The organism is Streptomyces sp. NPDC046465 (assembly GCF_040646035.1).
Lineage (GTDB): Bacteria > Actinomycetota > Actinomycetes > Streptomycetales > Streptomycetaceae > Streptomyces.
On record NZ_JBEYZK010000015.1, the window covers coordinates 201,885 to 216,312 of the forward strand.

Annotated in this window: 15 protein-coding genes; 7 read left to right on the forward strand and 8 right to left on the reverse strand. The window is 72.2% G+C overall.

The genetic code is table 11. The annotated features are described in order from the left end of the window. Position 1: 1 nt before the first annotated feature. Positions 2-580 (forward strand): alkaline shock response membrane anchor protein AmaP, encoded by a 579-nt coding sequence (gene amaP, locus ABZ953_RS24285; protein WP_361727250.1) that lies wholly within the window; start codon positions 2-4, stop codon positions 578-580. 74 nt (positions 581-654) lie between these two features. On the opposite strand, the gene ABZ953_RS24290 is transcribed toward amaP, so the two are convergent. From ABZ953_RS24290 to ABZ953_RS24315, 6 genes are all read right to left on the reverse strand, one after another. Next, the gene (locus ABZ953_RS24290) at positions 655-1,410 is read right to left on the reverse strand and encodes an SDR family oxidoreductase (RefSeq protein WP_361727251.1); all 756 of its coding nucleotides are present in this window, start codon (positions 1,408-1,410) and stop codon (positions 655-657) included. 5 nt (positions 1,411-1,415) lie between these two features. Further along, entirely contained in the window at positions 1,416-3,200 is a 1,785-nt protein-coding gene (locus tag ABZ953_RS24295; protein ID WP_361727253.1) for a glycoside hydrolase family 15 protein, read from the reverse strand. Between the two features lie 77 nt (positions 3,201-3,277). Next, the gene (locus tag ABZ953_RS24300) at positions 3,278-4,066 is read right to left on the reverse strand and encodes an SURF1 family protein (protein ID WP_361727255.1); all 789 of its coding nucleotides are present in this window, start codon (positions 4,064-4,066) and stop codon (positions 3,278-3,280) included. A gap of 78 nt (positions 4,067-4,144) precedes the next feature. Next, positions 4,145-4,378, reverse strand: a complete 234-nt coding sequence (locus tag ABZ953_RS24305) for a hypothetical protein (protein WP_361727257.1) — start codon at positions 4,376-4,378, stop codon at positions 4,145-4,147. Positions 4,379-4,514: 136 nt separating this feature from the next. Then, positions 4,515-5,510, reverse strand: a complete 996-nt coding sequence (locus ABZ953_RS24310; protein WP_361727259.1) for a DEDDh family exonuclease — start codon at positions 5,508-5,510, stop codon at positions 4,515-4,517. A gap of 75 nt (positions 5,511-5,585) precedes the next feature. Beyond that, on the reverse strand, positions 5,586-6,221 hold the full coding sequence (locus ABZ953_RS24315) for a TetR family transcriptional regulator (RefSeq protein ID WP_361727261.1): 636 nt from the start codon (positions 6,219-6,221) through the stop codon (positions 5,586-5,588). A gap of 82 nt (positions 6,222-6,303) precedes the next feature. Here ABZ953_RS24315 and ABZ953_RS24320 point away from each other — a divergent pair, with 82 nt between their 5' ends. From ABZ953_RS24320 to ABZ953_RS24345, 6 genes are all read left to right on the forward strand, one after another. Further along, complete coding sequence (locus ABZ953_RS24320; protein ID WP_361727262.1) at positions 6,304-7,101, forward strand: acetoacetate decarboxylase family protein; 798 nt, start codon at positions 6,304-6,306, stop codon at positions 7,099-7,101. Between the two features lies 1 nt (position 7,102). Then, positions 7,103-7,987 carry an SDR family NAD(P)-dependent oxidoreductase gene (locus ABZ953_RS24325; RefSeq protein ID WP_361727264.1) on the forward strand — a complete coding sequence of 295 codons (885 nt, stop codon included), beginning with the start codon at positions 7,103-7,105 and terminating at the stop codon, positions 7,985-7,987. A 31-nt stretch (positions 7,988-8,018) separates the two neighbouring features. Beyond that, entirely contained in the window at positions 8,019-9,317 is a 1,299-nt protein-coding gene (locus tag ABZ953_RS24330; RefSeq protein WP_361727266.1) for an amidohydrolase family protein, read from the forward strand. Continuing rightward, positions 9,314-10,552: an amidohydrolase family protein gene (locus ABZ953_RS24335; protein WP_361727268.1), complete on the forward strand. Its 1,239-nt coding sequence runs from the start codon at positions 9,314-9,316 to the stop codon at positions 10,550-10,552. Before ABZ953_RS24330 ends, ABZ953_RS24335 begins: the two co-directional genes overlap by 4 nt. 108 nt (positions 10,553-10,660) lie before the next feature. Continuing rightward, positions 10,661-11,557: a sterol desaturase family protein gene (locus tag ABZ953_RS24340; protein ID WP_361727270.1), complete on the forward strand. Its 897-nt coding sequence runs from the start codon at positions 10,661-10,663 to the stop codon at positions 11,555-11,557. Further along, a complete protein-coding gene (locus tag ABZ953_RS24345; protein WP_361727272.1) occupies positions 11,554-12,279 on the forward strand; it encodes a lysoplasmalogenase in 726 nt (241 codons plus the stop codon). The genes ABZ953_RS24340 and ABZ953_RS24345 overlap by 4 nt, the downstream gene beginning before the upstream one ends. Here ABZ953_RS24345 and ABZ953_RS24350 read toward each other — a convergent pair. Further along, positions 12,239-12,793 carry a hypothetical protein gene (locus ABZ953_RS24350; protein ID WP_361727274.1) on the reverse strand — a complete coding sequence of 185 codons (555 nt, stop codon included), beginning with the start codon at positions 12,791-12,793 and terminating at the stop codon, positions 12,239-12,241. The genes ABZ953_RS24345 and ABZ953_RS24350 overlap by 41 nt on opposite strands. Positions 12,794-12,874: 81 nt before the next feature. Further along, positions 12,875-14,371: a S8 family serine peptidase gene (locus ABZ953_RS24355; RefSeq protein WP_361727380.1), complete on the reverse strand. Its 1,497-nt coding sequence runs from the start codon at positions 14,369-14,371 to the stop codon at positions 12,875-12,877. Positions 14,372-14,428: the final 57 nt, after the last annotated feature.

Genomic DNA, 14,428 nt, shown 5'->3' on the forward strand with positions numbered 1-14,428 from the left:
GATGCTGCGCACCGTCAACCGTGTGGTCCTCGCCCTCGCCGGGCTCGTGCTGCTCGTCATCGGCGGCTCCGTGCTCGCCGTCGGCCTCGGCGCGTCCCCGCCCTCGTGGTGGATCCACGACGGGCGGCACGACGTGCTCGTCAGCGCCGCCGACCGGGCGCGCTGGCGGGACGAGGGCTGGTTCTGGCCCACGGTCATCGCCGTGCTCGCGGTGATCGTCCTGCTCGCGCTCTGGTGGCTCTCCGCCCAGCTGCGCAGGCACCGCCTCGCCGAGGTCCTGGTGGAGACCGGGGACGGGGAGGGCGCGCTGCTGCGCGGCCGGGCCATGGAGAACGTACTGGCCGCGGAGGCCGAGACGCTGGACGGCGTGGACCGCGCCCGGGTCGCCCTGACCGGGCGGCGCAGCACGCCGAAGGCGCGCGTGGAGCTCGTGCTCGCACCCGACGCGACGCCGTCCGACGCACTGCACCGGCTCTCCGACCGGGCCCTCACGCACGCCCGTGACTCGGCGGGGCTCGCGAGCCTGCCGGCCACGGTGCGGCTGCGCGGGGTCAAGCACCGCGCCGAACGCGTGAGTTGAGCCCTGAGAGCCCTGAGAGCCCTGAGAGCCCTGAGAGTCCTGAGGGCCCTCTGCGCCCTCTGCTCTCGGCCCGGTCAGAAGCCGCTGCGGGCCCCGCCGTCCACCGGCACCATGATTCCCGTCAGGTACGACGCGGCGGGCGAGAGCAGGAACGCCGCCGTGCGGCCGAACTCCTCGGGAGTGCCGTAGCGGCGCAGCGGGATGCCCGCCTCGTTCGCGGCGCGGGTGGCCTCCGGGTCGGGGGAGAGGCCGTCCAGCTGGCGCATGCGGTCGGTGCCGATCCGGCCGGGCAGCACGCCGAGTACGCGGATGCCGCGCGGACCGAGCTCGTCAGCGAGGGACTTGGCGAATCCGGCGAGCCCCGGGCGCAGGCCGTTCGAGATCGTCAGGCCCGCGATCGGCTCGTACACCGAACCCGAGAGCACGAAGCCGATGACGCCGCCCTCGCCGAGCTCGGCGGCCGCGGCACGGGCGAGCCGCACGGCGCCGAGGAACACCGCGTCGAACGCCGCCTGCCACTGCTCGTCGGTGTTGTCCGCGACGAAGCCGGGCGGGGGACCGCCGACGCTGATCAGTACGCCGTCGAAGCGGCCGAAGTGCTCGCGGGCCGCGGCGACGAGCGCCGCTGCCGAGGCGGGGTCGGCGTTGTCGGCGGCGATGCCCACGGCTCGCTCGCCGAGCTCGGCGGCCGCCTCGGCGACGGTCTTCCCGTCACGGCCCGTGATCACGACCTTCGCGCCGTCCGCGACCAGTTCACGGGCGGTGGCGTTGCCGAGGCCCCGGGTGGCGCCGGTGACTACGTACACGCGGTCTTTCAGTCCAAGATCCATGGCCCCTATCCTCCCGCGTTCTCCCCGAAGAGCGCGAGGGCGGTATTGACAAGACCGATATGGCTGAATGCCTGCGGAAAATTGCCCAGCTGCAGACCGGCCGCGGGGTCGAACTCCTCGGCGAGCAGCCCCACGTCGTTGCGGAGCGACAGGAGGCGGTCGAAGAGCTCGTGGGCCTCCTTGGTGCGGCCCGTCATGTGCAGGGCGTCCGCGAGCCAGAACGAGCAGACGAGGAAGACGCCCTCCTGGCCGGGCAGCCCGTCGATGACCGTCTGGTCCGCGGTGTAGCGGCGCAGGAAACCGTTGTGGCCGAGCTCGGCGTGGACCGCGTCGATCGTGCCGATGACGCGCGGGTCGTCGGGCGGCAGGAAGCCCACGCGCGGGATGAGCAGCAGCGAGGCGTCCAGTTCCGTGGAGCCGTAGGACTGCGTGAAGGTGTTGCGGGCCGGGTCGTAGCCGCGTTCGCAGACCTCCTGGTGCACCTCGTCGCGGAGCCGGCGCCAGCGGTCGACGTCGCCGCACAGCTTCGGGTTCTGCTCCAGGGAGCGCACCGTGCGGTCGACGGCGACCCACACCATCACCTTCGAGTACACGAAGTGGCGGCGCGGGCCGCGCACCTCCCACAGCCCCTGGTCCGGCTCCCGCCACTTCTCGTGCAGGAATTCGAGCAGGGAGAGCTGGAGGTGCCAGGCGTGGGGAGGCGTGTCGAGGCCCGAACGGTCGGCGAGGGCGAGGGAGTCGACGACCTCGCCGTACACGTCGAGCTGGAGCTGTTCGACGGCTTCGTTGCCGATGCGCACCGGGGCGGAGTCCGCGTATCCGGGCAGCCAGGGAATCTCGTACTCGGGCAGGCGCCGCTCTCCGGAGAGGCCGTACACGATCTGCAGGTCGGCCGGATCGCCCGCGACCGCGCGCAGCAGCCAGTCGCGCCACGCCTCGGCCTCTTCGGAGTAGCCGGCCGCGAGGAGCGCGCCCAGGGTGAGCGTGGAGTCGCGCAGCCAGCAGTAGCGGTAGTCCCAGTTGCGGACGCCGCCGGGCTCCTCGGGGAGCGAGGTGGTGGGGGCGGCCACGATGCCGCCGGTGGGGGCGTAGGTGAGGGCCTTGAGGGTGATGAGGGAGCGGACGACGGCGTCGCGGTGCGGGCCGTCGTAGTGGCAGCGGGACGCCCAGGCCTGCCAGTCCGCCAGGCTGTCGCGCAGCGCCTCGTACGGGTCGACGAGCGGCGGGCGCGGCTCGTGCGAGGGGTGCCAGGTGAGGACGAACGCGACCTTCTCGCCCTCCTCGACGGTGAACTCGGAGTGCGTGCCGAAGTCGTGGCCCCAGGTGTGCACGGCCGGTTCGCTGCGCAGCCACACGGAGTCCGGCCCCGCGACCGCGATGCGGTGGCCGTCCCTCCTGCGCATCCACGGCACGACCGAGCCGTAGTCGAAGCGGAGCCGGAGCGTGCTGCGCACGGTGACGGTGCCCTTGAGGCCCTCGACGATGCGGACGACATCGGGGGCGCGGTCGCGCTGCGGCATGAAGTCCGTGACGCGGACGGAGCCCTCCTCGGTCTCCCACTCCGTGTCCAGGACGAGGGAGTCGGGGCGGTAGGCGCGGCGGGTGCAGGCGCCCGCTCCCTGGGGGGCGAGGCGCCAGTGGCCGTTCTCCTCGTCGCCGAGGAGCGCGGCGAAGCAGGAGGGGGAGTCGAATCGGGGCAGGCAGAGCCAGTCGATCGAACCGTCCCTGCCGATCAGGGCGGCGGTCTGGTGGTCGCCGATGAGCGCGTAATCCTCGATGGGGTGATGCACGGGGAACGGTTTCCCGGGAAGGGGCCCGGCCAATCCGGGCGGTGATCCGGTCCCGCGGAGGGGGCCGGGCAGCCGGTTCAGGCGGTGGCGGGCACGGCCTCGTCGGCGGTGGCTTGCGCGGCGGCCGCGCGGTCGCGCCGCTCCCTGCGGACCAGGATGACCCAGCCGACCGGCACGCCGGAGGCGAACAGCCACCACTGGACGGCGTACGCCATGTGCGGTCCGATGCCGCTGTGGTCGGGCTCGGCGATCAGCTCGGGGGAGTTGTCGGGCGACTCGGGCGAGGTCTGCTCGACGTACCCGCCGAGGACCTGCTTGCCGAGGCTGTCGGCCTGCTGCCCGCTGCTGATCAGCATGATCTGACGGTCCGGCAGGCCGCGGACGTTCTTGATGCCGCTGGCCGCGGAGGTCTCGTCGGCCTTCAGCCGTCCGGTGATGGTGACCTCGCCCCTGGGGGCGGCGGGGATCTTCGGGAAGGCGGTCTGCGGGCCGTCGGCGGGGATCCAGCCGCGGTTGACGAGCAGGACCTTGCCGTCGCCGAGGACGAAGGGCGTCAGGACGTGGAAGCCGACCTCGTCGTCGGAGTTGGTGCGGCGCCGCACGACGACCTCGTGCTTCGTGTCGTACGTCCCCTTGGCGCTCACCCGGCGGTACAGGTCCGCCTTGGGCACTTCGTGGCCGGGCGAGGTGATCTTCTCGGCGGGCACCGGGGCGGCGGCCAGCGCTTCGGTGACCCGCTGGTTCTGCGCGACGCGGTGCTCATGACGGTGCAGCTGCCAGAAGCCGAGCTCGACCATCACGGGGATGAGGACGAGGGCGATGAGGGTGAGGATCACCCACTGCCGGGACAACAGGAAGCGGTACACCCCACGACCGTACATCCAGGGTCGTGGGGTGCTGGGAGAGGGGTCGGGATGAGCGCCGGGCCGCGCGGCGGGGGCCGGTCAGACGTTGTCGACGATGCCCACCATCCCCTCCGCGCGCGAGCAGTGGGCGCCGCAGTACCAGTGGCCTTCCACCTCGACGCCCTGGCCGATGATGCGGCACCGGCAGTGCTCGCAGATGGGCGCCATGCGGTGGATGGCGCAGGAGAAGCAGTCGAAGACGTGCACCGCACCTTGTGCGTGCACTTCAAAGGACATGCCGTAGTCGTTTCCGCAGACCTCGCAACGTGCCATGGGCCACAGGGTGGGGCGCCGCGGCGGTGCGGGGCGAGCGGTCGGCGGGCGAGTCGTGCGGCAATCACCCGTCTGACGCCGGGCGGCGCGCCCCGTCGAGGAACGCCTGTGCGGTTCCTGTGCGGTTCCTGTGCGGTTACGACTCCGTGGCGGGCGTCACGTCCTGGAGGAGCTGTCCGAAGGCGGCCTCGTCGATCACCGGCGTACCGAACGAGCGCGCCTTGACGGTCTTGGAGGTGCCGGACTCCGGGTCGTTGGTGACGAGGAGGCTGGTGAGGCGGGACACGCTGGTGGCGATGTGCAGCCCGGCCTCCACCGCCCGGTCCTCCAGGAGTTCGCGCTCCACGGAGGTGTCTCCGGAGAACGCCACCCGCATGCCCTGCTTGAGCGGTTTGCCCGGTTCGTACCGCCCGGGGTTCGGGTGCGGGCACGGCTGCCGCTTGCGCGAGGGGCGCCAACTCCCCGGCCGGTACGAGGAGGCGGGCGCCGGGCCCGTCGACTGGCGGCCGATGCGGGGCGCGCCGTCGGACCACTCGGTGAGCGGCAGGCACTCGAGGAGCGGCAGGCGGACATTGCCGCCCGCCGCCGCGAGCAGGCTGGGCCGGAACGCCTCGGCGAGCACGCGCGCGTCGTCCAGGGCGTTGTGCGCGTGGCGCTGCTCGACGCCGAAGTGCGCGGCCAGCGACTCCAGCTTGTGGTTGGGCAGCGGGAGCGCGAGCTCCTTGGAGAGCGCGATGGTGCACAGCCGCTGGCGCACCGGAGCGGTGCGCTCCGCGCGTGCGTACTCCCTGGAGATCATCGACCAGTCGAAGACGGCGTTGTGCGCGACGAGGACGCGGCCGTCGAGACGGGCCGCGAACTCCTCGGCGATGTCCCCGAAGAGAGGGGCATCGGCGAGCATGGCGGTCGTGAGCCCGTGGATCCAGACCGGCCCGGGATCGCGCTGGGGGTTGACCAGCGTGTACCAGTGGTCCTCGATCTCGCCCCGGGCGTCCACGCGGTAGACGGCGGCCGACACTATGCGGTCGTCGCGGGCCAGGCCGGTGGTCTCCACGTCGACGACCGCGTACCCCGTTGGGTACGCGGCCGGCCAGGGGGCTGCGGACGCTGCGGTCGTGCGGTCTTCGAGCATGGTCCATGAGGATACGGCCCGCGACTGACAGTCATGCCCCTGGCCCGCGCGGGACGCCTCCCGCAAAGGCCCCTTTCAGCCTCCCGGCCCGAGCAGCCCCGCCACCAGAGCCTTGACGGAGACGGTGAACACGGCGTCCGGATCGAGGGGTACGGCCAGCGCGCGGGCGAGCGCGCCGTCCCGCTCCGCCGTCTCCGTCGTCCACAGTTCGTCCTCGCCGGGGTGCTGGACGGGGGCGCGTTCACGGTTGCGCTCGACCAGAACGTGGCCGACGACGTGCACCTGGACGGCGCGGACGGCGTCGGCCGCGCGGGCGCCGCGCAGCCCGGCCGCGTGCACCTCGTGGACCAGGGCGCGCTGGGCGGGCAGGAACATCCGCTCCGTGAGGCCCCGTTCGTGAACCATCGCAACGAGGTGCGGATGGTCGCGCAACTGGCGGCGCAGGGCGCGCGCCACGGAGACGATGCGCCGGTCGGGGGTGGCTCCGGAGGGCCGGATCTCACCGAGGTCGGCGACGGTGCGCTCGACAAGGGCGTCGAGGAGCGACTCGCGGTTGCCGACGTGCCAGTAGATCGAGGTGACGGCGGTGCCGAGTTCGGCTGCCAGCTTGCGCATGGTCAGGGCCCCCGGGCCGTGCTGCTTCACCAGATGCGCGGCGGCGTCGAGCACGTCTTCCCGATTCAGATGTGCGCGCGTCTCTTTACCCTTCACGAGACCTGTTGTAACTGTGTTACAGAACCGCCGCAAGTCCCGGCCGCGGACCCCGTTCCGCGCTGACGAAGGGTGGTACGACATGGCACGCATTCGCTACGGAGCGCGCGACGAGACGGAGATCGCCGCCGCGCGCACCGCGAGTTCCAAGCTCCCCGACATCTGGTCGACGGGGGTGGTGGCCGTCTGGGAGAGCGACCCGGACGCGGTCGCCGCGGTCCTGCCGCCGCCGCTGAAGCCCACCGGGCGCCCCCTGGTGCGGGCGAACATCAGCAAGGTCGACCTGCCGGGCTATCCGCTGGGCGCGGGCTCGGTCGCCGTCGCCGCCGAGCACGGGGGAGTGCGGGGCTGGTATCCGCTGGTGATGCCGATGACCCATGAGCGGGCGCTGATCGGCGGGCGCGAGGTCTTCGGGGAGCCGAAGAAGCTCGGCGAGGTGGAGGTCGAGCGGGACGGCCTGGTGGTGCGGGCCCGGCTCGCCCGGCACGGCATCGCGTTCGTGGAGGTGCGCGGCGCGGTCAGCGGCGCCCTGCCGCTGCCCGAGCCGACCCGGAAGACCGACTTCTACTTCAAGTTCCTGCCCGCGGTGGACGGTTCGGGCTTCGACGCGGACCCGGTGCTCGTGCACTGCGTACGCAACGAGAAGGTCCGCAAGCTGGAGGCCGTCACCGGGGACGTCGTCCTGCGCGAGTCGATGTACGACCCGGTGGCCGACCTGCCGGTGCACGCGCTCGTCGAGATCACCATCGGCGAGAAGACCACCGACCAGCAGGGCCGCGTCGTCGAGCGCGTCGACGCCCAGGCCCTGCTGCCCTACATCCACCAGCGCTACGACGACCCCGCGCAGATCCTCGACGGGCCGCCCGAGGGGAGCGCCTGAGATGGAGCTGCGCGCGGGACAGGTCGCCGTGGTCACGGGCGCGGCGAGCGGCATCGGGCTCGCCATGGCCCGGCGGTTCGCCGCCGAGGGCCTGAAGGTGGTCCTCGCGGACGTCGAGGAGAGCGCCCTGGAGAAGGCGGCCGCCTCGCTGCGGGAGGACGGGGCGACGGTGCACGCGCGCGTGGTCGACGTCGGGGCGCGCGAGCAGGTCTTCGCCCTCGCCGACGAGGCGTACGAGAAGTTCGGCGCCGTCCACGTGCTGTGCAACAACGCGGGGGTCGGCTCGGGCGCCGAGGGCCGCATGTGGGAACACGAGCCGAACGACTGGAAGTGGGCCTTCGAGGTCAACGTCTGGGGCGTCTTCCACGGCATCCAGGCGTTCGTGCCCCGGATGATCGCGGGCGGCGGTCCCGGCCACGTCGTCAACACCTCCTCCGGGGACGGCGGCATCGCCCCGCTGCCCACCGCCTCCGTGTACGCGGTCACCAAGGCGGCCGTGGTGACGATGACCGAGTCGCTGTACGCGCACCTGAAGGCGGAGCACGCGCGCGTGGGCGCCTCCGTGCTCTTCCCCGGCCCCCACATGCTCCGCACCGGCCTGTGGGAGTCGCACCGCAACCGGCCCGACCGCTACGCCAAGTCCCGCCCCCGCAAGGCCCCTTACCGCAGCCTCGGCCAGTGGGAGGCCGCGATGAAGGAGGCGGGCCAGGAGGTGGAGTTCACGCCCGTCGAGGAGGTCGCGGAGTTCGTGGCGGAGGGCATCGCGGCCGGCCGCTTCTGGCTGCTGCCCCCGAGCGAGCACAGCGACCGGCAGATCAGGGCGAGGTCGCAGTCGATGCTCGACCGCTCCGACCCGGCGTACTTGGAAAGCTTCATCCTGGACTGAGGGACGTCCGGGACCGACTGAGGGACGTGTGATGACGGCTCAGCAGAACGACCCGTACCTGATCATCTCCTCCGACTGCCACGCCGGGCTCCCCACCGAGGAGTACCGGCCCTACCTCGACCGCCGCTTCCACCGGGACTTCGACGCGTTCCTCGGCGAGCGCGGCGCCCGCCGCGAGGAGGCGACCCGGCTCGGCATTCGCAACGACGCCTTCGCCGCCAAGTGGTTCCAGGACAACGAAGAGGGCCTGCGAGGCGGCTGGGACACCGCGCAGCGCCTCAAGGAGCTGGACGGCGACGGCGTGGCCGCCGAGGTCGTCTTCCCCGACGCGGACGCCGTCGACAGTCAGACGGCGGCCCCCTTCGGAGTGGGCCTCGGCCTCTCCGGCGACCAGGACCCCGAGCTCGGCATGGCGGGCGCCCAGGCGCACAACCGCTGGCTCGCCGAATTCGTCGGCGGGCACGCCGAAAACGCGGCACGGCACTGCGGCGTCGCCCTGTTGCCCATCACCGGAGAGGTCGGCCGCGTCGTCGCCGAGGTGTACCGCGCCAAGGAGTCCGGGCTCGGCGCGCTGATGATCCCCTCCATGTGGGTCGACAAGGCGCCCTACCACGACCGGCGTTACGACCCCGTGTGGGCCGCGGCCGCCGAGTGCGCGATGCCCGTGGTCACGCACTCCGGAGCGGCGCCCCGCCACGAGTACGGCGACCACCTCGGGATCTACGTCTCCGAAGTGACCTGGTGGCCCGCCCGGCCCCTGTGGTTCATGCTCTGGTCGGGCGTCTTCGAACGCCACCCGGGCCTGAAGTTCGGTGTCGCGGAGTCCGGCTGCTGGTGGCTGCCGAACCTCCTGTGGTTCATGGACCGCCTCTACCTGGGCGCGCACGGCGGCAAGAAGCTCTCCCCCTTCGCGGAGCTGAAGCGCCCGCCGCACGAATACCTCGACCGGCAGATCTTCGTCTGCGCCACCAACACCAAGCGCCGCGAACTCGCCCAGCGCTACGAGATCGGCGTCGACAACATCCTCTGGGGCAGCGACTTCCCGCACCCGGAGGGCACCTGGCCCGACACGCGCGCGTGGCTGCGGAAAACCTTCCACGACATCCCGGTGGCGGAGTCCCGCCGCATGCTCGGCCTCGCCGCCGCCGAGGTCTTCGGCTTCGACACGGAGGCACTCGCGCCGCTGGCCCGCCGCATCGGCCCGACACCGGCCGACCTCGGCCAGGACGACGACCAGCGGGCCGTAGAGGCCTCCTGGGCGCGCTCGCGCGACGTGGGCCGCCACTGGCTGACCGACCACGACTTTCCGACGCTAGGGGTGACCCGATGACCGAGGACCGCTACACCGTCATCTCCGCGGACTGCCACGCGGGCGCCGATCTCCTGGACTACCGGCCCTACTTGGAGTCGCGCCACCACGACGCGTTCGACGCGTGGGCGGCCACCTACGTCAACCCGTACGAGGACCTCCTCGCGGACACCGCCGACCGCAACTGGAACTCGGACCGCCGCGTCGCCGAACTGGAGGCGGACGGCATCGTCGCCGAGGTCGTCTTCCCCAACACCATCCCGCCGTTCTTCCCCTCGGCGTCCCTGATGGCCCCGGCGCCGACCCCCGAGGAGTTCGAGCAGCGCTGGGCGGGTCTGCGCGCCCACAACCGCTGGCTCGCGGAGTTCTGCGCCGCCGCCCCGGGCCGCAGGGCGGGCGTCTTCCAGATCCTACTGAACGACGTCGACCGGGCCGTCGAGGAGATCCACCGCTCGGTGGCGGCGGGCCTGACGGGCGGCCTCATGCTCCCCGGCACACCGCCGGGCTCCGGCCTGCCCGAGCTCTACTCGGCGGCGTACGACCCCATCTGGGCGGCCTGCGCCGAGCTGGGCGTACCGGTCAACCACCACGCGGGCTCGGCCTCGCCGCCCCTGGGCGAGGAGCCTGCCGCGCGCGCGGTGTTCATGGTCGAGACGACGTGGTTCTCGCACCGGGCCCTGTGGCACCTCGTCTTCGGCGGCGCCTTCCGCCGCCACCCGGAGCTCAAGCTGGTCCTCACCGAACAGGGCTCGGGGTGGATACCCGGCGTGCTCGACATGCTGGACTACTACCACGGGCGGCTCGTCGCGGCGGCGCGGAAGGCCGGCACCCCGGACACCGCCGAGGCCAAGTTCGGCACGGGTCTCGCCGACGCGATGGGCAAGGGGCCCTCCGAAGTGTGGCGCGAGAGCTGCTTCGTGGGGGCCAGTTTCATGCGGCCCCACGAGGCGGCCCTGCGCGAGCGGATCGGCCTCGACAAGATCATGTGGGGCAGCGACTACCCGCACGACGAGGGGACGTACCCCTACACGCGCGAAGGCCTGCGCATCTCCTACGCGGGCCTGCCCCGGGCCGAGATCGAGGCCATGGTCGGCGGCAACGCGGCCCGCGTCTACGGCTTCGACCTGGCGCGGCTCGGGACGATCGCCGCACGCGTGGGACCCACGGTCCAGGAACTGGACGAGCCCCTCAAGGAGCCGCCCGCCGCCGCGACGAGCCCGGTCTTCGCGGCGGGAGGGTCGGTGCGGGTGTGGTGAGCGAGCCCGCCTTTGGTGAGGATCACCAACATCCGGACCCGTACCGGCGGTAATACTTGTCGGTAACAACCCCTAGTCGTGGACGAATAGCCGTTCTACGGTGCACGCATGTCCCCGAACCTGCCCGATGTCGTGCTGTGGTCCATACCCGCCTTCGTGCTGCTGACCGTCGTCGAGATCGTGAGCCACCGGATCCATCCCGACGACGACGCGGCGGGGTACGAGACCAAGGACGCCGCCACCAGCATCGGCATGGGGCTCGGCAGCCTCGTCTTCGACTTCCTGTGGAAGATCCCGATCGTCGCGGTCTACACGCTGGTCTACGAGCTGACCCCGCTGCGCGTGCCGGTCCTGTGGTGGACGGTCCCGCTGATGCTCCTGGCGCAGGACTTCTTCTACTACTGGTCGCACCGGGGTCACCACGTCATCCGGATCCTGTGGGCCTGCCACGTCGTGCACCACTCCAGCCGCAAGTTCAACCTCACGACGGCGCTGCGCCAGCCCTGGACGAGTCTCACGGTGTGGCCGTTCTATCTGCCGCTCATCGCCTGCGGCGTCCACCCTGCGGCGCTCGCGTTCTGCTCCGCGGTCAATCTGGTCTACCAGTTCTGGATCCACACCGAGCGCGTCGGGAAGCTGCCCCGCCCCTTCGAGTACGTCCTCAACACGCCCTCGCACCACCGCGTGCACCACGCGTCCCAGGGCGGCTACCTGGACCGCAACTTCGGCGGCATCCTGATCATCTGGGACCGCCTGTTCGGCTCCTGGGTCGCCGAGACCGACCGCCCCGTGTACGGCCTGACGAAGAACATCGACACGTTCAATCCGCTGCGCGTGGCGACCCACGAGTACGCCGCCATCGCGAAGGACCTGAAGGCGGCCGCCAGTTGGCGCGAGCGGGCCGGACGCGTCTTCGGCGGCCCCGGCTGGCAGCCGAAGACGCCCGAGGCGGCCCCGGCGGCCGTCCCCGCCCCCGACGTGCCGGTCCCGGAGCGGGCGGCGTGACGCGCAGGCCGGCGCCGAGGCTCCTGCTCGCCGCCTTCGGCGTCGCCGCGTCCGGCGACCTCCTCGCGCTCCTGGTGGACTCCGGCCCCGGGCACGCCGCCCTCAAGCCGCTGCTCATGCCCCTGCTCGCCGCGTACGCCGCCGCCCTCGGCGGCCCCCGGCCGCTGATCGCGGCCCTCCTCTTCGGCTGGGGCGGCGACACGCTCCTGCTCTTCGACACCGAGCCCGCCTTCCTCGCCGGAATGGGCTCCTTCGCCGCCGGACACGTCTGCTACCTCGTGCTCTTCAGGCGGTACGGCGACATCCAGCGGTACGCGGCGTACGGCGGCGCCACCGGTTCGCCCCGCGCGCGGGGAGCGGGCCTCGTCGCCGTGTACGCCCTTGCCCTCGCCTCCACCGTCACCCTGCTCTGGCCCGATCTGCCGTCGGACATGCGGGGCCCGGTCGCGGGCTACAGCCTCCTGCTCACCGCCATGGCCTTCGGAGCGACCACCCTCGGCGCCACCGCCGCCGCCGGAGGAGCGCTGTTCCTGCTCTCGGACACCCTCATCGCCACCGGCGTCGCCGACTGGCCCCAACTGCCCCGCCCCGACTTCGCCATCATGATCACGTACATCGCGGCCCAGTTCCTGCTGGCCAGAGCGGTGCTACGGACGGCGGGCGCCGGGGCAGAAGCGTGCCTCAGGACTGGGGCGCGGAGGCTGCCGACCACCACAGCCTGATCGACTTCTCCGGTTCCGACGGCCGCAGTTCCCACCCCTGGGCGGTCGCGGCCTGCACCACGTAGTGGCCGCCTACGCCGCGATAGGCGCGGCGCGGGATCTCGCACTCGGCGACCGGCTGCGACTTGTTGGGCACGCGCGGGGCCGAGGCCCGTGCGGTCCACCGGGCGAGGAGCTTGTCGACCTCGGCGCGGTAGTGGTCGGCGTCCCCCTCGTACCGCGCCTCGGACCAGAGCACGCACCAGCGGGGGAGCGTGGTGACCCGGTCAAGCGCACGGTCCATGAACCGGTCGAACCCCTTCTCGTACGAGCTGCTCACCGCGGCGACGACCTCGGTGAGCAGCCCGATGGCGAGGGTGGCGCAGAAGACCACGATCCCGAACGCGATCCAGAGCGGCATGAACAGCACGGTCGCCACGAACCGCGTCACCAGCTGCCACCGGGGGCGGGCGGGCCACGCCACCCACGCCTCCGTGCTGGAAGTGACGAACTGCCCGTCCCTGTATTCGTACATGGTTCGACATCCTCTCCCGCGCCGCACGCGTAGGGCCGGGCGGCCCTCTGACCGCCCGGCCCGCACCACCGTGAGGCGGCCTTACTTGCGCACGGCGTCCAGCGCGTCGGCCATGCCCACGCCGTAGAAGCCGTTCTTGTTCCGGCTGCCCTCGCAGACCGCGTCGACCTTGCCGTCACCGTCGAAGTCGTACGGATCGGTGCAGGCCATCCGGTCCGCCTGGCGGTACATGAGCTGCTTCACCCGCGCCGCGGAGGCGTGCGGGTGCGTGGACTTGACCAGCGCGGCGAGGCCCGCGACGTGCGGGGCCGCCATCGACGTGCCCGCCTTGTAGCCGAACTTGCCGCCCGGCAGCGTCGACAGGATGCGGCCGTCGACGGCCGGTGCCTGCGGAGCCTGGTACTTGGTGGAGTCGCCGCCCGGCGCCGCGATGTCGACGACACCCTTGCCGTAGTTCGAGTACGACGACTTGATGCCCTTGGCGCCGGTGGCGGAGACCGTCACGACACCCGGCAGCTGCGACGGGATGTCGAAGCAGTCCTTGGTCTTGACGGTCCGCGGCACCGGGGTGGTGTCGTCGGGACTCGAGTCGTCGAGGATCTCGTCCTGGGCCAGGTCGGTCGAGGCGTTGCCCGCGGCCGCGACGTTCACCGCGCCCTTGCGCTCGGCGTACCTGGAGGCCCGGCCGACCGCGTCGACCAGCGCCTTCTGGTCGTCGTCCGTCGTGCAGTTGAACAGCCACGGGTCGGTGTAGTAGCTGCTGTTGGTGACGTCGACGCCGTGGTCGGCCGCCCACACGAAGCCGCAGACGACGGCCTCCGTGTAGTACATGCCGGTCGCGGGCTCGGCCACCTTCAGGCTCGCCACCTTCACGCCGGGCGCGATGCCCGTGACGCCGGTGCCGTTCTTCGCGGCGGCGATGGTGCCCGCCACGTGCATGCCGTGGTCGCTCTCCCCGGTCACCGGACGCCAGGCGTCGCCCTTCTGGACGGGTATGCCGCCCAGGCAGCTCGCCGACGCCTCGCGGTCGAAGTTCGGCGCGATGTCGGGGTGCGTGTCGTCGACGCCGGAGTCGAGCACGCCGACCGTGACCTTGCGGCTGCCGAGCGAGACCTCGTGCGCCTTGTCCGCCTTCATGGCGGGCAGGTCCCACTGCAGGGGCTCCAGCTCGTCCTGGCCCGCGGCCGCCTTGCCCGCCGCGGTCTTGGCCTCCGCGGCGGTCAGCGGCCGCTCCGACTCCAAGGCGTCGTCGGCCTGGGCGGAGAGGGGCGCGGTGCGGGTCGCGCCCGCCGAGTCGACGCCCTTGACCTCGCGGATCGTCTTCGCGAAGTCCGGGTTGGCCGAGTGGACGACGATGACGCCGATCCGGTCGTACGCGATGACGACGGAGCCGCCGGCCCTGGCGATGGCCTTCTCGACGCGCGCCGAAGTCCCCTTGCCGGGGCGGACGTTCACGACGTAGCTCATCGAGGCGGCGTCGGACGCGGACGCCGGGGCGGAAGCGGCGGCCGGGGCGTCCGGCAGCGCCGCGGGGCGCGCCGACGCCGTGCCCGGCAGGAAGGCGACGGCGCAGACCATCGCACCGCCGAGGGGCAGGGCGAGCGCGCGGCGCGAGCGCAGGAAGGCGGCGGCCGT